11 protein-coding genes are annotated in these 19,930 nt (G+C 41.5%); 6 read left to right on the top strand and 5 right to left on the bottom strand.

The window, feature by feature from the left end:
* Positions 1–119: 119 nt before the first annotated feature.
* The 3 genes from DBR11_RS09235 to DBR11_RS09225 all read right to left on the bottom strand — a co-directional run bounded on the left by DBR11_RS09235 (position 120) and on the right by DBR11_RS09225 (position 6,439).
* Positions 120–1,487, bottom strand: coding sequence for a RagB/SusD family nutrient uptake outer membrane protein (locus DBR11_RS09235; protein ID WP_108551852.1), 1,368 nt, complete (start codon positions 1,485–1,487; stop codon positions 120–122).
* 13 nt (positions 1,488–1,500) lie between these two features.
* Positions 1,501–5,094: a SusC/RagA family TonB-linked outer membrane protein gene (locus DBR11_RS09230; protein ID WP_158275250.1), complete on the bottom strand. Its 3,594-nt coding sequence runs from the start codon at positions 5,092–5,094 to the stop codon at positions 1,501–1,503.
* 145 nt (positions 5,095–5,239) lie between these two features.
* Positions 5,240–6,439, bottom strand: coding sequence for a FecR family protein (locus tag DBR11_RS09225; protein ID WP_108551848.1), 1,200 nt, complete (start codon positions 6,437–6,439; stop codon positions 5,240–5,242).
* A gap of 189 nt (positions 6,440–6,628) precedes the next feature.
* Here DBR11_RS09225 and DBR11_RS09220 point away from each other — a divergent pair, with 189 nt between their 5' ends.
* Positions 6,629–7,222, top strand: coding sequence for an RNA polymerase sigma factor (locus tag DBR11_RS09220; protein WP_108551846.1), 594 nt, complete (start codon positions 6,629–6,631; stop codon positions 7,220–7,222).
* A 2-nt stretch (positions 7,223–7,224) separates the two neighbouring features.
* Here DBR11_RS09220 and DBR11_RS09215 read toward each other — a convergent pair whose 3' ends face one another.
* Positions 7,225–9,564 carry a family 20 glycosylhydrolase gene (locus tag DBR11_RS09215; RefSeq protein ID WP_108551843.1) on the bottom strand — a complete coding sequence of 780 codons (2,340 nt, stop codon included), beginning with the start codon at positions 9,562–9,564 and terminating at the stop codon, positions 7,225–7,227.
* A gap of 9 nt (positions 9,565–9,573) precedes the next feature.
* Positions 9,574–12,015 carry a glycoside hydrolase N-terminal domain-containing protein gene (locus DBR11_RS09210; protein WP_108551841.1) on the bottom strand — a complete coding sequence of 814 codons (2,442 nt, stop codon included), beginning with the start codon at positions 12,013–12,015 and terminating at the stop codon, positions 9,574–9,576.
* 108 nt (positions 12,016–12,123) lie between these two features.
* On the opposite strand from DBR11_RS09210, the gene DBR11_RS09205 reads away from it, so the two are divergent.
* The 5 genes from DBR11_RS09205 to DBR11_RS09185 all read left to right on the top strand — a co-directional run bounded on the left by DBR11_RS09205 (position 12,124) and on the right by DBR11_RS09185 (position 19,793).
* On the top strand, positions 12,124–12,804 hold the full coding sequence (locus DBR11_RS09205) for a response regulator transcription factor (RefSeq protein ID WP_108551839.1): 681 nt from the start codon (positions 12,124–12,126) through the stop codon (positions 12,802–12,804).
* Complete coding sequence (locus DBR11_RS09200) at positions 12,801–14,162, top strand: HAMP domain-containing sensor histidine kinase (protein WP_108551837.1); 1,362 nt, start codon at positions 12,801–12,803, stop codon at positions 14,160–14,162. The genes DBR11_RS09205 and DBR11_RS09200 overlap by 4 nt, the downstream gene beginning before the upstream one ends.
* Positions 14,163–14,244: 82 nt before the next feature.
* Complete coding sequence (locus DBR11_RS09195; RefSeq protein ID WP_108551835.1) at positions 14,245–15,519, top strand: TolC family protein; 1,275 nt, start codon at positions 14,245–14,247, stop codon at positions 15,517–15,519.
* A gap of 7 nt (positions 15,520–15,526) precedes the next feature.
* A complete protein-coding gene (locus DBR11_RS09190) occupies positions 15,527–16,624 on the top strand; it encodes an efflux RND transporter periplasmic adaptor subunit (protein ID WP_108551833.1) in 1,098 nt (365 codons plus the stop codon).
* 28 nt (positions 16,625–16,652) lie between these two features.
* Positions 16,653–19,793: an efflux RND transporter permease subunit gene (locus DBR11_RS09185; protein ID WP_108551831.1), complete on the top strand. Its 3,141-nt coding sequence runs from the start codon at positions 16,653–16,655 to the stop codon at positions 19,791–19,793.
* The last annotated feature ends 137 nt before the right edge of the window (positions 19,794–19,930 follow it).

Genomic DNA, 19,930 nt, shown 5'->3' with positions numbered 1-19,930 from the left:
TTAGGATATAGTCCTGCTTTTGTGCGACCGCCATTACCGGGATCAGCAATAATGCAGTGATGTATAATCTTATTTTCATCTGAATATAGTTATTAATACTTTGTGTATTGTTTTCATTGTTAGTTTCTCTGGTTTGGCGTCAATTCCGGATTCAAATTGCTCAGTTTTGGCGCAATCGGAAACAAATAGCGATAATCATTGGGCTTTAATTCGAATTGCTGCCCGTTATAACTATGTGTAAGTGTTTTGGCAAAACGCGACTCTTTATTCAACCTTTTCAGATCAAACAAACGAAGTCCCCTGAAGCACAATTCTCTCCTCCTTTCGGCCAAAACTTTTAACAATGCATCATCTGCAGAAGAGGCTGTTAAATCAACATAACTAGCTTTAAGAATTCGCTTTTTACGCAACTGGTTAACATCCTGCATGGCTAGTCCTGGCTGGTTAGTCCTAGCCTCACACTCCGCACGGATCAGGTACATTTCCGCAACGGTTGGTCCAACTGTTCGGGTATCGAAAGCTAGAAATTCGCCCATATAATAAACATAACCAACAAAAGGCTCCTGAGTAGTACTAAACAAAATCTGAAAACGAAGGTCACCGGCTGAACTTGTAAATAGATTTTGTAAGTCATGGCTCATAGAAAACCACGAATATGAATTGGATACATTTTTCAACAACAAGGTTTCAGGATTATTCCTGCTCAGCGGAAAAGTACTGGCTGGAGATGCCGCATAATCATTATAATCTGCCAAAGTACCTTTAAGCTCCAAAGTTTTTGATGCGTGTTGTAATGCATCCGGATATTTTCCGATTTGAAGACTAGCTCGCGCAAGCAAAGAATATGCAGCTGGAAGCGATGGTTCATAAGCAGAAGTACTTGTTACAGACAGTAAGGTTACTGCCTTATTTAAATCTATAAATACCTGATCATATACAGCCTGAACGCTTGCCCGAACTAATTGCGCACTCGTAGTTGCCTCCAATAACAACGGTACCCCAGGATCCGCACTTGCTGTAGAAGCGTCATATTGAGCCGCATACATATTAACCAGGGAAAAATAAGCAAAAGCGCGGTGGACCATTGCTTCACCGATCAATTGGTTTCGGTCTTTTTCTGAGCCACCTGTAGCCGTTTTCATACCATCCAGAACAACATTGGACAGATAAATCTGTTTATACAAATTACTCCATTGCGAGTCATTGTCTGTACTTACATAAACATTATTCTGCCAGGTATGCAGTTTATAAGTGGAATTACCCAAATAACTAAGCCCCTGAGCTTCGTAGAATTCTACATTATCCGTAGCAAACTCATCTTGGCCATACGAGGGTGCCATGCTATTCGTACTGTTCAGGAGCAGTCTGTAATCTTTGTACGTAGAAGGGATCACTTTCCCTTTTGGTTTAATATCGAGGTAATCTTTTTTGCAGCTGGAAACTATAGCCACAAAGCACAAAAGATATAAATAAGTTTGTCTCATCATTCAAGATTTAAAATTAAAAGGAAGCCCTCAGTCCAAGCGCAAATGAAGCAGGTGTTGGGAGAATGGTATAGTAAGCCGAAGGCACAAAATCAGGATCAATTCCCTCCTTATTTTTAGCCCAGATCAATCCCAAATTACGGGCATAAGCCATCACAGACAATTGACGCACATGCAATTGCTTGACCAGTGACGGTGCAAAGCTGTAGGAAAGAGAGATTTCCCTTAACCGCACATGATCACCACTCTCGATCAACTGATTGGATGAGGTGTACCAGTTGGAATTATAATTAACACCACTGCTTGGCATTACAGGAACGTTTGTTTTGGTCTCATCACCAGGTTGTCTCCAGCGCTGGCCAACATCACTGTGTATGGTTTTTTGCGTAAAATAGCTAGAGTAATCAATCGAAGGACGACGGAATACGTAACCCAGCTTATAGGTAATCAGGAAAGACATATCAAACTGCTTGTAGTGAAAAGTATTCGTAAAGCCTCCAAAATACTTTGGAACTGTCGTTCCACTATACGTTAATGTAGAAAGATCATTTGAAATGTCATTCTCAACAAACATTTGTTTTCCATCTCCTGTTAATACCGTTGGTCTTCCTTTACTGTCCAGGCCACCCCAATTGGTGCTATAGATCCCATCAATAGACTTACCTACAATCGGATTATTTCCGGCTGGACCACTGTTGAGATAATAACTTACATTATCCCGTTGAAGGTTGGAAGAGACCACTTTATTCTCATTATAACCAAAATTCAATTGAGATTTCCATTGAAAATCACCATTCCCAAGCACATCCGCAGTAAGATTAAGATCAACTCCATGATTGTCGAGTCTTCCTGTGTTTACTTTAAGTGAGGTAAAACCGTAAGTCGGATTAAATTCGGCTGGACCAAGCAAGTCATAACTTCTTTTCTTATAGATATCAAGGCTAAACTCTAACCTGTCCTTCCAAAGGGATACATCTGCACCTATATTGAAAGTTTTGGTTTTCTCCCAGCGAAGTAAGGGATTGGCAGGATTGGATATCACTGCATAGTTCAATCCATTATAAAAATCTGGAAATCCCGAAACTGTTGCTGTAAGGAATGGACTGGTGGTTTTATCTACATTTCCATTCACGCCATAGGTCACACGCAGGTTCAAGCGATCGACAAAAGGCAGCCGAAGAAAATCTTCTTGCCCTAATTTCCACATCCCACCTACTGACCATAGTGGTGTGGCCCGGTATTCTTTGCTGGCTCCAAAAAGATTCGAATCATCTAATCTGGCACTTCCCGAAATCACATATTTTTCTTTAAAAGTATAATTTGCATTGGTGTACCAGGACAAAAACCGGTCTCTCGTATCTGTAAGGGTATTCGGTAAGGCTGGCGTAGTCTTACTCCCTGTAACTGCCATGGCGTACTGCGTTGCGTAGTTTACAGGAAGAGAACTCAATGTCTGGTCGTCATAACCGTACAACCTGTTGGTTGAGCCCGCTGTCCACAACTGTCTCATTTCTAAACCAGCTACCGCATCTAGCCGGTGGTTACTGCCTAATTTCCTGTTCATAACCAACTGCCCGCGTGCATTATATTGCTCCATGTCAGCATTAGCCAGGTCTAGAATTCCACCTACAGGCAAGCCGTAAACTAATTTTGCCGGGTTACTTCCAGCAAGTATAGAAGTCGCATTGTTAATTGTATTTCTCGCGCTATAAGAATCTGGATTATAGTAATTTCGGCCGCGTTGAAAAGAACGCTCATACAAACCACTTACCTGAGCATTTACCCCATCTATAATCTTATATTGCAAACTTCCATTCACCCTAAACTGGCTGTATCTGACCGTATTATCCGCATTGGAAAGCGCAGATAAATAATCATATCTCCATGGCAAATACCCTTGTTTTTCCAGGGCATCCAGCGCAGGCCCATTAAATGCACGTGCATATTGAACAGGTTTTCCATCATCGCCTACAATCCTATCGTAGGGTAAGATGGTACTTATTCCAGGTTGTAGCGGCGTTAAGCCAAGACCGTTATTTTTACTATTATTCATAGTGAGCATTAACCCAGTTGAAGCTTGTAATCTTTTAGAAAGCTGGAAATCATTTTTAGAATTTAAGGTAAAGCGCTCAGTCTGATCTCCTTTGGCCACTGGCAATTCCTTACTATAGGAACCGGAAACAAAATATCTTGCCAATTCATTACCGCCAGACGCAGACAAATTGTATTGTTGGATCTGTTGTTTTTGCAACAGGTAATCCGAGTATTGCGTTTTATAATCGTAACCACTCAGTTGTTGCACCAGTGCATCACGTTGTGCAGCAGTAATTTCGCCCCGTTTAAAGCGGTAAAAAATATCTGCACCCGATGATATTGCAGGCAATGATTTGCCTTTTGGATCAGGAATAAGCGATTTATCTACAGCCTCTTTTTCGAAATCAAGATAATCGGCAGAACTTGCAACCGGCCTGTAAGCCAAATCTGGTTTTCCGCCAATCGTAAAATTGGTAGAGAAATTGATTTGGGATTTGCCCGCTTTACCATGCTTTGTTTCAATGACGACAACGCCATTAGAAGCCCTCACGCCCCATATCGATGCTGCTGCTGCATCTTTCAGAAAAGTGATTGTGGAAATATCTTCAGGATTGAGCAAGGATAATTCCGATTCATAAGGAAACCCATCCACAATGATTAAAGGGTTTTGCGTTGCACTGATTGTACTGCGTCCACGAATGCTCAACAGCGAATTTTTGGTCGGCCGACCACTCGCATCTGGAAGATTACTTGTAAGGAGCAAACCACTGGCCATGCCTTCCATTTTATCAACCAGATTCAAAGTCAGCTTTCGCTCCATATCCTCTTGTTTGATCTGTGAAAAGGAGCCGGTTGCTCTGTCTTTGGCAATGGTTTGGTATCCTGTGGATACCACCACCTGGTCTAAAAGTTGCTGGTCCTCATCCAGTTTGATGACAAAAGATTCAAAATCAGATAAAAGGATTTCCTGTGTTTTATACCCCAGGAAACGGACAACCAGAATGGTACCACCCGTAGGCACATCCAACACAAACTTTCCATAGTTATCTGTTTGGACCAGGGCTCTGGTACCTTTTATAGCAACTGTTGCCCCCGGAATTGCTTTTCCATCTTTCCGGTCCAGCACCTGTCCTCTGATTCTTCTGTTTTGAACGGCACCAGCACGCTCTTTGATCACAATAGTTTTGTTCTGGATTTCAAAAGTAAAAGGCTGGTTGATGAAACACCGCTCCAACACTTCCAATACAGAAGCATTTCTTGCCAGAATATCTACTTTTCTGGCCAGTTTAATTTGAGGCGTAGCATACACAAAATCATATCCGCTCTGGATCCTGATCTCTTTGAACACTTCCGTTAAGGATATATTGTTTTTGGTTAAGTTGATCCTTTGGGCATATCCTGCTGCACTGACTTGCAGCAGGAAGGTGGTTAAAAGGATTACGGTTAGGTTGAATCGCATAATCAGTTTTCTTTTATCTGCCTTATGGATTTGCTCTAAAACCGAATCCATAACACGAACAAATGGTTGTGCCACACGGGTAAAATACCTGTGCTTAAATAGCGCATAAAAATTCATACATTTGGATTTAGCCCATGATAAAATCATGGGGATGGTTTGGTTTAGTTAGTTTAATTGTGCGAAGCATGCGAATTGATCACCAGACTACTATTCCAGGGGTGGTTCCAAGCACTCCTGGTTTTTCATCTTTTATGAAGTAGAATTAATTCATAACGATTACCCTCCTTCCTTCAATAATAAAATGAACAGCCCCCGTTGTTTCCAGTACTTTCAATACTTCTGAGAGCTTTTTGGTTCTGGATATTTCACCGCCAAAACCAAACTCAGGTACTTTCCCTTTATATTCTACATCTATATCGTACCAGCGGGAGAGTTTCAGCATGATGTTTTGAATGTTTTCATCATTAAAATAAAAATTTCCATTTTTCCAGTCCATAGCAGCTTCTATATCTGCATGATAGATTTGAAGACAACAATCTAAAACAGACTGCTGCCCAGGCTTAAGTACACCTGATGCTCCGGTCCTGATTCCGGTAATTTTCACACTTCCCTCCATAAGTGTGGTCACTGTGCGACCTTGTTCAGGATAATTATTTAAGTTAAAATGAGTTCCCAGCACTTCTGTTTCCTGCCCCTGACCAGAGCCCGAAGGTCCAGTAGCAACAATAAATGGTTTGGTTTTATCCTTGGCAACTTCGAAATAAGCCTCTCCGTTAAGCTCAACTCGGCGTTTAACTGCATTTGCAAAACTTGCTGGGAATTTAAGGGAAGAGGCCGCATTGAGCCATACTTTAGTGCCGTCAGGTAAATTAACCCGGTATTGCCCACCTCGTGGAGTAGAAATCCTGTTAGAAACACTTGTTAGAACCTTATCTCCTTGATGTTGCGTCTGAGCGGTATACACCAACTGACCATCTTTTGTTTTTGTTATGCTGATACCTGCCTGTTTGGCCAGGATACCCGGATCAGCATCGGTTAAGGAAACCTGGGAACCGTCAGAAAGCGTTAGTACGGCTTTATTGCTGCCCGGTTGGGCATCTTGTTTTTCGGCGGCCAGATGCTCTAAATTCTGTTTATTTGAAGGGCCAAAGAAAAGATAGCCAACTGAAAGTGTTATAAGAAGTACTGCTGCTGCAGCGTATTTAAAAAATACCGGGCCTAACTTTCGTGATGGGCTACTGAACTTGTTATTCAGATGGATTTGCACCCGTTTAATGCGTTCGTCAAGACAATCTTCATCTGTTTCTTCTACCACTGGCGATTTAGCCAATGCTTCAAGAATGGCTTGCTTTAACTCGGGCCCTTGTTCTGCTGAAGAAAAATACTGCATCAGCACTTGAATTTCTTCTGTTGTACATTGATTCTGCATGTAACGGTTAAAGAGTGTCTGGGGCTGATCCATAAGTTAAGGCTTTTATCAGAGAGATATAAAAGCAATACGTAGCTGAACAGAAATACATTGATGCCAAAATAAAAAAAACATACAACCAACTTATTTACAATCAAATAAAATTTAGAAGCTGGATTTTGAAATAATTCACTGGATAAGATGATTTTTACTTAGTTTAGGCCCGATAAGGCCTAAACACACATGGATACCCTGAGCGAACCACAATTAAGAGCATTACTCCTGCAATTCAGACAGGGGGATGAGCCTGCTTTTAATCAGCTCTATAGTACTTACGCCAAAGTGTTGTACCGCAAGATCAATAGTATTGTTAAAGATGATGATGTTGCAGAAGAACTCTTGCAGGACCTTTTTCTTAAAATATGGGACAAACGCAGGCTCATCAATATAGACCATTCTTTTGTTGCTTTTCTATATACTGTGGCCCAAAACCTGGTTTACGATTACCTGAGAAAAGTATCCAGAGATAAAAGACTTCAGGCCACTCTGCTGATCAATGCTGTTGATTATTATATGCAAACAGAAGAAGCTTTAATCGGAAAGGAAACTGCAGCGATCATTCAACAAGCAATCGATAAATTGTCTGAATCCAGAAAAAAAGTTTTCATACTCTGCAAAATGGAAGGTAAAACTTACCAGCAGGCAGCCGATGAACTTGGCATTTCTATAGCTACTGTGAACAGCCATATGGTGAAGTCGATCAGCTTTATTAAAGAATACTTACATAAGAATCCTGAAATTGGCCTGCTGCTTATTTTTGGAGTGATCTTATGCTAAATTTACATAGAGCTAATTTCCTGGTCTGTCAATACCTTGTTCCAAATTTGCAATTCATCTAACTGACCTTTGAATCCTCCAATCTGCTGCAGTGGAAAGAACAAGGTTTCCACTTTACGAACCTTTGTTTTCTCCTTATCTGCAAATTGTATCCAATTGTCATACAGTCGCTTTTGCAAATTCCCATTAATATACAGGCTAGTCCCTTTTGAAGTTCCTGAGATCACCACATGCGTCCAGGTATTTTCCGGAATGGCATAGTCAAAATCATAATCATACCCTTCCCTCGAGAAACCTAGTTTACCAGTATTGCCCTGTTTTAATTTAACCACCGAATTCGATGATTTGAAAACAGTAACATTGTCTTCTGAATTACCGGAAGGATTAATCCAGAAAGAAACCGTATAATCATAGCCAATTTCTTTATAAGGAAGTTCAGCAAAGCTGTTTTTTCCTGTAAAAGTTAGCGCCTTCCCTTTTGCTCCTTTTGAATATCCGGCCTGATGCAGTAGAATATTTTTACCAGGCTGATCAAAAGAATAAGAGGCCACCAGCGCTTCGTTTACTTTTCCAATTTTACCTCTGATGTTTAAAAAAGGCCCCTCACCTATTTGTTTTCTTTTGGCATCAAAAACCTCAAAGGTATTTATAGTTTGATCTCCGCCCCACATTTTTTCTGCCACCACCTGCATCGCCGGAAAAACACGGTCGTGTACGTCCTTTTCTGTAATTCCATTTCCCACAATATCGTTCCATTCTGCAAATGAGCCTCCAATAATCCCCGGATCGCCTGCAGGAAAACGGACCTCACCAATCTGCAGCGGACTCCAGTTCTCATAAATATTCTTATAATCCAGGTAATCAAAATAATAGCCTGCAGCAGGCACTATGTACAGCCACCCGTCTGGCGTACTGATTTGTTTATAACCCAGTTTCTTCATTTCTACAGGTTGAGCATAGCCATTGTACCAGGTATTCATCGTAACGTTTTTAACAGTTACAGGTGTTGTACCCGCTGCGTGGGTCAATGCCCCCCATACCCTCACTTCTTTTCCATACCCTTGTACATATTTAATCATATGATCAGTAAATGCACGGAAAGCTTCCGCTTCTTTTTTTGCATATTCATCTGTTCCAATATGTATTTCATTTCCGGTAAACACCGGGTGTTCGCCACCTAAATACTCTTTAAATACGTTTTCAACGACTTCAACGGTTTTAGGATTTTTCAAGTCTAAATGATCCATTCCATAAAGCTTGCTCCCTATTTCGGGAACAACTTTCGTAAAGGCCAGAGCATGCGCAGGAACATCTATTTCGGGAATAACCCGAAGGCCATAATCTTGTGCCAGCTGCTGCAATTCAATAAATTCTTTTTTAGAGTATGATCCGTCTTTAGCCGTTAGGCCTGGATAGGTTGAGTTTTCCAATCGAAAGGCCGAATACGTATTGTCCCACTGATCTCCAAAATATTTCTTGAAACCATTGTCATTTAGATGGACCTGGAAATCATTCATTTTATAGTAAGACATGAGTTTTACGTAATCCTGTAAAAACTGAAGGCTAAAGAATTTACGGCCAGCATCCAGTACAAATCCTCTGACTTTAAATTCAGGATAATCTCTGGCCACACCTTTTGGAATATTTTTATTCTGTTCGAGTAGCTGGAGCAATGTTCTTGTTCCCCAGAACAATCCCTGATATTTTAGTGCACTTATAGTCAGGTACGCATCAGATCTAAAGTAATATCCTTCTTCTCCTATGCTCCGGTCTTTCTCTCCGAGCGTTAAATAAAGGTCTCCTTTTTGGGGCTTGCCAGAGGTGATGTTTAAATTAAATCCGCTTTGCGCCTTCAATTCCTTTTTCAGGATATCTGCTGCTTTTTGCAAAGTATTTTCACTAACTGGATCTAAAACAATCCGGCTGGAAGAATTCAATGTATAGCTTCCCTGGCCTCCATGCCATTCTCGCAATGCAGGAATTACAAAAGGCTGTGGGTTAGTCCCTTTGTCCGGAAATTTACCAGGAATCAGAACTTGTTTAGACACATCATATTTAAGTGTATCGATAGCTGTACTGATCAACTGAAAGTAGAGATTTACTTTTGTATCAACCAATGGAGCTGTAATGGTTCCGGTACTATCGATAACAGGTGAGCGGTCACTTCCGCGGTAGATCAACTGATATCCCGCTGGCCCCGTTGGAAAAACGATATTTTTTTCACCTGAACGAACGATACCAATATCTGCTACCAAAGGCACATTTTGCTTATTCTTTTGGGCAAATATTGGGGCTGAAAGTAGGAACAGGATACCAACAGGTATATTCTTTATTCTAATCATATATAAATACTATTTTGATGTCAACAGGTAGGTATTTCCTTCAATAGCTGCAAATTCTAAGATTCCGTTTTTCTCTTGCAGTTGATTTTTGGGTATCTTCAGATCTAATGTTTTGCCTTCAGGTAATAGCAGACGGCATTTCCCCGACTTCAGGGCTGTAATTGCAGCCTGGGTTACCCGGCCATTTTCCCAGTTCATGTCTATCTTAAATCCACCCCGGGTTCTGAAGCCTTTTATAGAACCGTCCGCCCAGTCTTTGCTACCTGGTAAAGCCGGTAAAAGACGAATCACTTCCTCCTTGCCCTGACTTTGAACCAGCATCTCCCCAATCCCGGCAGCTCCGCCGAAATTGCCATCTATCTGAAATGGAGGGTGTGCACAAAAGAGGTTCGGATAAGTTCCTCCCGCGTTTCCGTAATTCACCCCACTAAAGGTCCCTGTCGGTTTTAGAAGTTGTTTAAGCAATACCAGAGCATGGTCCCCGTCACCAAGTCTCGCCCAGAAATTGATCTTCCAAGCTTTAGACCATCCTGTTCCTCCATCGCCTCTTTGTTCAAGGGTTTTACGGGCCGCAGCAGCCATTTCAGGACTGTCCCAGGGGGTAATTTCATCGTAAGGGTGTAAGCCATACAAATGCGAGGTGTGGCGATGGTGGGGATCGGAATCTTTCCAGTCTTCCAGCCATTCGTTCACATCACCCGCAGCACCAATTTGTAAAGGAGCGAGTGCATTACGTTTAATTTGCAGGCTATCTGCCCAGGATGGATCTGTGTTCAGTATTTTTGCAGCTTTTATGGTATAATCGAAAACTTCGCGGCAAATCTGCATGTCCATAGTGGGTCCCATACAGGTATTCCCTTCAAAACCCTCAGGTGTAATATAGGCATGTTCAGGTGAATTAGATGGTGCAGTGACCAACCAGCCATGTTTAGGTTCTTTTATTAAAATAGAGGACAAGAACTGTGCGGCTCCCTTCAGAACGGGATAGTATTTCTTTAAAAAATTCTTGTCGCCGGTAAAACGATAGTGTTCCCAAATATGCTCACAAAGCCAGGCACCTCCTGTTAATGTGGAACCCCAATCAGCTCCTTCTCCCGGCGAAGTGTATTTCCAGGGATTTGCAATCACATGTGCCACCCACCCCGGAGCATTATAATAGGCTTTTGCCGTTTTTTCCCCAGGTGCTACCAAACTGGCTGTGTATTCAAAAAGTGGGTCTGCCAGGTCACCAAGTCCCATAGGTTCTGCCAGCCAGTAATTCATCTGAAGATTAATATTTAAATGGTAATCTCCATTCCATGGTGTTTGGTATTCTGGTGCCCATATTCCCTGCAGGTTAGCTGGTAAAGTCCCTTTTTGAGAGGAACAAATCAGCAGATATTTTCCAAAATTATAGTACAAAACTGGCAATTGAGCATCTGAATTACCTTTGGAGAAAGCGGCAAGTCTCTCCTCAGTACTGAGCTTTTCGATGTCCGGCTGCCGATTGTTCAGCGTAAAACTACTTCTTTGATAAAATGGCGAATATGCCTGTATATGTGCTGTCTTTGCAGCTATAAAGGTTTGTTTGAGCGCCTTTTCAATGGTATTGGCTATAACAGATAAAGGATCTGTAAGAGGCTTACCTGGATCATCAATATTATAGTCTGTAGCCGCGCTGAAGTAAATCACTACTGAACTGGCATTTTTAATTTCTATCCCTTTTTCACTAAACCGGACACTGCCATCTTTAACCACCGGACAAATAGCAGAAGCATAACGCATACCCTTTTTGTCCTTATTAAGCAATTGTCCCTTCATCACCAGGAAATTCTGTTTTCTGCTGACAGAAGCATCTTTCGCCCGGCTTAAATTCAGGAACAAACCAATTCCATTCTTTTTGGACGATTTGATTTCTACGGCCATAAAATTACCTGCCATACTCACAAAGGTTTCCTGGCTAAATTCTACGCCTCCCCTTTTCCAAGTGGTTGTGGCAAGCGCCTTGTCCAGTTGCAGCTGGCGGTGGTAATCGCTTATCTTTGAAGTAGTGTCCTGCCATTGGATCCACAAATCACCAAGGATCTGATAACATCCGTAATGATCATTAGCCCCCTGCCCATAACCGCTTCCTGTTCCTTTGCTTACAAATTTTTTCTGCAGCAATTCCTGGGCAGCTTTATTGTCTCCTTTGAGCAGCAAATCCTGAATTTCAGGCAAATACAGATGAGCACTATCGTTGTCTGCATCCTGGATTCCGCCCGACCAAAGTGACTTTTCGTTTAAAATGATCCTGTTTTTATTCGTCCCGCCAAAATCCATAGCACCTATCCTTCCATTCCCAAGGGGCATAGCTTCAAGATAGCTTGAGGCTGGCCGATTAAAAGTGAGGTGATTGGCTGCCTGCTGAGCAAACAGATCTGTTCCAATAAAAAGGAGCAAAAAAGAGCATAATGTTTGTTTTAATAACATAGTTTAAGGTAATTAATATATGCACAATAAAAATATGTTTCTTTGCGCAAACGATTGACCTGATTAACCGTAGCAGATAAATCCGTAAATGATCTATATATTTGTGCTATGTTCAAAATTGGATTAGCAGAAGACGACATTAAAATTGCCAGCCTGATCAAAGCAGGTCTGGAAGAACATCAATACGATGTAACGTCGATTGCTGATGGAACAGAAGCGTTGATCGAATTTCAGGCCAACCCCTACGATCTGGTTATCCTGGATATTATGATGCCAGGCCTAAATGGCATAGAAGTTTGCCGTCAGCTCAGAATGAATAACAAGGATCTTCCTATATTGATCCTTACCGCTTTGGGCTCTATTGAAGATAAAGTGATCGGGCTCAATTCAGGAGCAGATGATTACCTGCTCAAACCTTTCCATTTTAAAGAATTACTGGCCCGTCTGGAAGCACTTTTAAGAAGAAGCCATAAAAATTTCGCTCCAAAAAATCAACTCAGTTTTGCTGATATTACAATCGATACCTATAGTAAAACTGTGGAAAGAGCAGGCAAACAGATTGAACTGACGGCCAAAGAATATACCTTGCTCGAATTGTTCCTCAAAAACCCAAACCGGCTTCTTTCCCGTCAGTACATTGCAGAAAATGCCTGGGACATTACTTTTGACACGGGAACCAACGTGATAGATGTTTACGTAAACTTCCTGAGAAAGAAAATAGACAAAGATTTTGACAAACGACTGATCCACACAAAGATTGGCATGGGCTATATCCTCAAAGAAGCATGAAGATAAAGGATCGTTTAGCCTTGTATTTCACCTTAATCAGTACTTTGATTCTTCTTTGCGTACTGTTTGCTGTCTATTTTACTTTCTTGAAATTTATGCAGGCCGAATTTTTTTCCAGGCTTACAGACCGGACTATGGTGACCGCAAAACTCTACTTGGAAGCAGACGAGATTTCGAGCGACTCGCTGAGCAGGGTTCGGGAGCAATACCTAGAAAAACTAAACGGCGAGGTAATCCGGATTTACAACGATAAAAATGATGCAACATTTATCGGGGACGACCAGCAATATTGGAACATTGAAACCATTGAAAAAGTAAGGCATGCAAAAAAACTGCAGTTCAGAGAAGGTCTCAGGCAGGTGGTGGGCATTTATTATAAGGACAACCAGGGTGACTTCGTGATCCTCGCTTCTGCAATAGATCAAAGCACCATCAACCGCGTAGAAAAACTATGGAAAATCATGGTGGTGACCTTTCTGACTATTTTTATTGGCTTACTCCTTTCTGTGAGGTGGATTGCCAAACGAATCCTTCTTCCATTAAATGAATTCATTGAACAGGTAAAACTCATTAAATCAAACAATCTGCACTTTAGGGTAAGCGAGGGTACCAATAAAGACGAGATTCACCTTCTTGCCCAGAATTTCAACAATTTAATGGAGCACCTGGAACAGTCTTTTATTTTACAGAAAACTTTTGTAGCTAATGCTTCACACGAACTCAGAACCCCTATTACCAGGATGATTATTGGTGCAGAGATTTCCCTTTCCCAGGAAAGAAGCAAAGAAGATTATCAACGGGCTTTACACTCTGTTCTGGAAGATGCAGAGAAGCTGGAAAATATCATCAGCAGCTTGCTCAACCTGGCGCAAACAGATCTGGAATACGGTGAAACCAATTTGGTTAAATTGAGAATAGATGAAATGATCTGGTCCATCCAGGAAGAATGGACTAAAAAACCAGGAAATTACCAGCTCCTGGTGGAGGTTAAAGACCTGCCAATGGAGGAAGAATTATTGACAGTAAATTGTAACCCCACCCTACTACAGATCGCCTTGGACAACATCATCTCCAATGCCTTTAAGTTTTCTGATCAGCTTCCGGTAAAATGTATTCTGGAAATTAATGAAATCGGCATTCATATTTTTATTGTTGATCAGGGTGTGGGTATGGAGCCACAGCAATTAGACCATATATTCAAACCATTCTATAGTTCTTCTTCGAAAACCGCACACGCGGGCAACGGAATGGGGCTATATATGGCTTATAAAATTGTGACCCTGTACAAGGGAAACATCACTGTAAAGTCACAAAAAGACAAAGGAACCATCTTTGAGGTCTTTTTTCCTAAATTTTAATTCCTTTTTAATTTCTCTTTAATTTCTCTTTAATGCATCCGGGGTAGGTTTGGTCAATAATTTTATAAATGACCAGATCCCAATGAGAATCCCAAAACTTTTAAGCTGCCTTGCACTGCTATGCCTGGCTGCTGGTGCATCGGCACAAAACACCGACTCACTGAAATTAAGTTTGCCTGAGGCCGAAAAGCTCTTTGTTAAAAACAACTACCAGCTGATTGCCCAGCAATACCAGACTGACCAGGCTAAAGCTGATGTCATTACCGCACGTTTATTTGACAACCCGGAAATCAGCTACGAAAACCAGTTGTATAACCATGAAACCAAAAAGTTTCTGCAAACTAACAGTACAACCGGAGAATATCAGGCAGCCTTGTCGCAGGTCATTAAACTTGCCGGTAAGCGCAATAAAAATATACAGCTGGCCACAGCCGGGGTAAAATTGAGCGAATACCAGTACTTTGACCTTATGCGGACACTCCGCTTCAGCCTGACTTCTACCTTCTATAAAACTTATTATGACCAGCAATCAGCTAAAGTCTATGAACAGCAGATCAATTCATTAAAGCTCCTGTTAAGCGCAAATGAGCAGCAGTTAAAGATGGGAAATGTGGCTATGAAAGATATCATCCGGATAAAATCTTTGTTATATAGTTTACAGGGAGAATACAGCAGTCTGATGAATGATATTGAAGACCTTCAAACCCAGATTAAGCTCCTGACCAATATCAAACCAGATGCAAAACTTGCCCTGGTCGTGTCTCCTGAAGAGGAAGAAAATTATCAGCTGGACAAACAGGTTTATACCAACTTACTGGATTCAGCACGCAACAATCGCGCGGATCTTCAACTGGCAAAAACCGGAATTGTATATGCAGAGAATAATTTAAAGCTCCAGAAAGCCAATGCCATACCTGATGTAGAACTTTCATTAACCTATGATCTGCAGGGTAGCTATCCAACAAAATATACCGGGATTGGTGTAAAATTACCTATTCCCTTATTCAACCGCAACCAGGGGGAAATTAAAAAGGCTAAAATTGCCATCGATGCAGGAAAGGCCAGTTTAAATCAGCAAGATGCCATTCTGGAGAATGAAGTGTACAACAGTTACGCGTCGGCCTTGCGCACAGAAAATCTTTACCACGGCTTTGATAAGAATTTCAATGCTGACTTTGACAAACTGATCAGTGAGGTGATCAAGAACTTTAAAAACAGGAACATCAGCTTAATTGAATTCCTGGATTTCTATGATTCTTACAAGGCCAGTACACTTCAAATGAATACCCTGAAATACCAGCGTATGAACGCTAAAGAAGAAATCAATTTTGTGACCGGATCTAACATTTTCAAATAACGCACACATGCAAAAGATTATCCAAAACATCGGCGCACTGACTGCCATCTCCGCCGTCCTTATTTTATCTGCCTGCTCAGAACAGAAAAAAGAAGCGCCCAAAGAAGACAAATTTATAGTAACAGACTCTCTGATTAAAAGACTGGAAATTGACACCGTTCAGGGAGCAAATAATCAGGCTGACCTGAATTTCTCTGCCAAGATCACAGCCAACGAAGAAAAAATGGCTAAAATCTATCCTATGGTGAGCGGTCGTGTACAAAGTGCACCGGTAAAATTAGGAGATGCTGTGAGCAAAGGTCAGGTACTGGCCACCATGACCAGTGCAGAAATGGCGGGTTTTGATAAAGAAAGTATCAGTTCATCTGCAGACTTGCGGAATGCACAACGAAATGCCAAACTCACTGAAGACATGTATAAAAGCGGTCTGGCCTCTGCGAGAGATTTGGAACAGGCTAAAAATGACCTGATGGTTAAGCAGGCTGAAGACCGCCGCACCAGATCCATCCTTTCTTTAAATGGCGGCAGCAAAAATGGCGCATATACTTTGAGGTCTCCCATCTCGGGATTCGTGGTAGATAAAAATGTGACCACCAATATGCAGGTGAGACCAGACAATAGCCAGAATTTATTTACTGTAGCTGATCTTTCGGATGTTTGGGCACTAATCAATATCTATGAATCGGACATTTCCAAGATCAAAGAGGGAGATGAAGTGAACATCTCGATTCTTTCTTATCCGGATAAATCATTTAAGGGTAAGATCAGTAAGATCTACAATGTAATGGATAATGACAGCAAAGTTATGAATGCCCGTGTGGTGATTAAAAATACTGGGTATTTGTTGAAACCGGGAATGATGGCAACTGTGCAGATTTCCACAACGAACGGTGCTAGTTTGCCAGTGGTTAGTGCAGATTGCCTCATTTTCGACAACAACAAATATTATGTGGTGATACTCGATCCGGTAAAAAAAGTGCGCATACAGGAAGTTGAACTCGGCAGAAAGTTTGAAGATAAGGCCTACATCAGTAAAGGATTAAAAGCAGGAGACCGTGTCGTGGCTTCCAAGCAGTTGTTCCTTTACGACAGCCTAAAACCTTAACCTTTCCTTATCACTTAATATTACTATAATGAATAAATTCATTAAGTCTATCATAAATTTTGCACTAAAGAATAAGTATTTCATATTCTTTGCCACTTTCATTCTGGTTCTGGCCGGGTACCTGAGTTTTAAAAACACCACTATTGAGGCGTTTCCTGATGTAACTAATACAAATATTACCATCATTACCCAATGGCCCGGCCGCAGCGCCGAGGAGGTAGAAAAGTTTGTAACCAGGCCATTGGAAATTGCCATGAACCCAACCGAAAGAAGAACCAGTATCCGCTCTTCCTCCCTTTTTGGTTTATCTGTGGTTAAAATTACATTTGAAGACAATGTAGATTACCAGTTTGCAAGAGTACAGGTAAACAATCACCTCGATGAGGCGGATCTTCCTTCTGGTGCCAAACCAGAGGTTGAACCCCCATACGGCCCTACCGGAGAAATTTTCCGTTATACCTTAAAGAGTGATAAAAAGTCGGTCAGAGAATTAAAAACCCTTCAGGACTGGGTGGTGCAACGAGAGTTGCTTTCTGTTCCCGGAGTTGCGGATGTCGTGAGCTTTGGTGGTGAAGTAAAAACCTATCAGATCACTGTTGATCCTCAAAAATCTATACAATATGGTGTTACGGCAACCGAACTTTTTGATGCCGTGTCCAAGAGTAATATTAATGTGGGTGGCGACGTCATTGAACAAAGTGGACAAGCCTATGTGGTTCGTGGTATTGGTGTATTAAACAATATTGACAACATCAAAAACATTATTGTTGATAATTTTAACGGGACTCCTGTTTACGTAAAAACCATTGCTGAGGTAACAGAATCAGCTTTACCAAGACTTGGACAAGTTGGCCGTGACCGTGATCCCGATGTTGTGGAAGGTATAGTGGTGATGCGAAAAGGTGAAAACCCAAGCGAAGTGATCCATAATCTTAAGGAAAAGATCAAGGACGTGAACGATAACATCCTACCGGGTGATGTGAAGATCAATGCCTTTTATGACCGTGAGGACCTGGTGAACTTCGCTACGCACACCGTTATGCACAATATGCTGGAAGGAATCATTTTTGTGACACTGATTGTATTCCTGTTTATGGCAGACTGGAGAACAACACTGATTGTATCTCTGATTATTCCTCTGGCACTCCTTTTTGCCTTTATCTGTTTAAAATTAAAAGGGATGTCGGCCAACCTGCTGTCTATGGGTGCTATAGATTTTGGGATCATTATTGATGGTGCGGTGGTGATGGTGGAAGGGATCTTTGTTGCCCTTGACTACAACTCCCATAAAAACGGAATGGAGAAATTCAACCGGATGAGTAAACTTGGTATCATTAAAAAAGCCTGTCTTGAAAACGGAAAAGGAATCTTCTTTGCGAAACTGATCATCATTACCGGCTTAATGCCTATTTTCACTTTTGAGAAAGTAGAAGGTAAAATGTTCTCTCCCCTAGCCTGGACACTGAGTTTTGCCTTACTGGGCGCATTATTGCTTACTTTCACCTTGGTTCCGGCGATGGCCAGCGTATTGCTTAGAAAAAATGTAAAAGAAAAACATAATCTCTTCCTGGAATACCTCACCCGTGGTGTATTGCGTATTTACAATGCTTGCTTTAAAGCACGTAAGCTGGTGTTTTTTAGTGCCCTGATTGTTCTTGTTCTTGGCTTGTTCAGCTTTAAATTTCTTGGAACAGAATTCTTACCAACACTGGATGAAGGCTCCATTTATGTAAGAGCAAGTGCTCCGCTAAGTGTTTCTTTAACAGAAACCAAGAAACTAGCCAATGAAATGAGGAAAATCTTTTTGAGTTTCGAAGAAGTCAGACAAGTGATCTCGCAAACAGGTCGTCCTAATGATGGTACAGATGCCACTGGATTTTACAACATGGAATTCCTGGTGGATATATACCCTAAATCGGAATGGAAACGTAAGGAAACCAAAGAGCAGCTGGTAGAGCGCATGCAGGAAAAACTAAAGGGTTATCCGGGTATTAGTCTGAACTTTTCCCAGCCTATCTCAGATAACGTGGAAGAAGCGGTATCCGGTGTAAAGGGTTCTATTGTGGTTAAGATGTTTGGTAATGACTACGATTTCATTGAAAAACATGAACAAAAAATATTTGACATCTTAAAAACCGTGAATGGGATAGAAGATTTAGGGATTTTAAGAAACTTAGGTCAACCGGAGTTGCAGATCAAACTCGATCAGAGTAAAATGGCCTTATATGGTGTGAGAACCGATGATGCCAACTCTATCATTGAAATGGCAATTGGCGGTAAAGCGGCTACGCAGATCTATGAAGGTGAGCGTAAATTTGACCTGAGAATCCGCTACCCCGAAGATTTCAGAAAGGATGAGGCTTCCATCGGCGCCCTTCGAATCCCAACACTTTCAGGAGCAAAAGTTCCTCTTAGCGAAATCTCTACCATTAGTAAAATTACAGGTCCAAGTATTATCTACAGAGACAGACACCAAAGATATGGTGCCATCAAGTTCTCCATCAGGGGGCGTGACATGGGTAGCACCATTGCCGAAGCGCAGGCAAAAGTTAATGCACAGATCAAACTTCCTAAAGAATATAAACTGGAATGGGCAGGAGATTTTGAAAATCAGCAAAGGGCTACTGCAAGGTTATCTCAAGCGGTGCCCATCAGTTTACTGCTGATCTTTTTCATCCTCTTTGTATTATTTGGGAATTTTAAAGATTCGCTATTGGTATTAAACAATGTACCGTTTGCTTTGATTGGTGGTATTCTTGCGCTGTTAATTACGCATGTAAACTTTAACATCTCTGCAGGTATAGGTTTTATTGCCTTGTTTGGTATTTGTGTACAGAACGGTGTGATCCTGATCACCAGATTTAAGAGTAATATTACAGAATTGAAACACCATCCAACCTGGACCTTTGCTGATGCGGTCAAAGATGGTGTAGCCGCCAGACTCAGACCCGTGATTATGACGGCTATGATGGCTGCAATTGGTTTGATGCCAGCGGCCTTGTCAACAGGAATAGGGTCTGAAGCCTCTAAACCCTTAGCTATTGTAGTGATAGGTGGATTAATTACCAATACGATATTCTGTTTGTTTGTTTATCCAATAGTATTTTACTGGTCTTACCAGAAAAAAGTAAAAGAAACGATAAAGCCCGTTGCTGAAGCAGGGGCATAAACGATAACCGGAGCGGGATCTCCGGTTGGTTAGGTCGTGTTTGCACAGGGGCGTTAAAGATTGGCAGGTCTTGACGCTCCCTGTCAAACACATTTTTTTTAGGTGTTCAAACACAAATGCGTTTTATCTGTTTATAT

Origin of the sequence: Pedobacter sp. HMWF019, from assembly GCF_003061025.1 — a bacterium.
Classification (GTDB): Bacteria; Bacteroidota; Bacteroidia; order Sphingobacteriales; family Sphingobacteriaceae; genus Pedobacter.
The sequence above is the reverse complement of the archived record's forward strand: the minus strand, read 5'-3'. Positions and strand labels throughout refer to the sequence as shown.

What these genes read in the sequence shown, in the direction of transcription:
- DBR11_RS09235 (WP_108551852.1), bottom strand. Translation starts at nt 1,487, where the DNA reads ATGATGAGACAAACTTATTTATATCTTTTGTGCTTTGTGGCTATAGTT.
- DBR11_RS09230 (WP_158275250.1), bottom strand. Translation starts at nt 5,094, where the DNA reads ATGAATTTTTATGCGCTATTTAAGCACAGGTATTTTACCCGTGTGGCA.
- DBR11_RS09225 (WP_108551848.1), bottom strand. Translation starts at nt 6,439, where the DNA reads ATGGATCAGCCCCAGACACTCTTTAACCGTTACATGCAGAATCAATGT.
- DBR11_RS09220 (WP_108551846.1), top strand. Translation starts at nt 6,629, where the DNA reads ATGGATACCCTGAGCGAACCACAATTAAGAGCATTACTCCTGCAATTC.
- DBR11_RS09215 (WP_108551843.1), bottom strand. Translation starts at nt 9,564, where the DNA reads ATGATTAGAATAAAGAATATACCTGTTGGTATCCTGTTCCTACTTTCA.
- DBR11_RS09210 (WP_108551841.1), bottom strand. Translation starts at nt 12,015, where the DNA reads ATGTTATTAAAACAAACATTATGCTCTTTTTTGCTCCTTTTTATTGGA.
- DBR11_RS09205 (WP_108551839.1), top strand. Translation starts at nt 12,124, where the DNA reads ATGTTCAAAATTGGATTAGCAGAAGACGACATTAAAATTGCCAGCCTG.
- DBR11_RS09200 (WP_108551837.1), top strand. Translation starts at nt 12,801, where the DNA reads ATGAAGATAAAGGATCGTTTAGCCTTGTATTTCACCTTAATCAGTACT.
- DBR11_RS09195 (WP_108551835.1), top strand. Translation starts at nt 14,245, where the DNA reads ATGAGAATCCCAAAACTTTTAAGCTGCCTTGCACTGCTATGCCTGGCT.
- DBR11_RS09190 (WP_108551833.1), top strand. Translation starts at nt 15,527, where the DNA reads ATGCAAAAGATTATCCAAAACATCGGCGCACTGACTGCCATCTCCGCC.
- DBR11_RS09185 (WP_108551831.1), top strand. Translation starts at nt 16,653, where the DNA reads ATGAATAAATTCATTAAGTCTATCATAAATTTTGCACTAAAGAATAAG.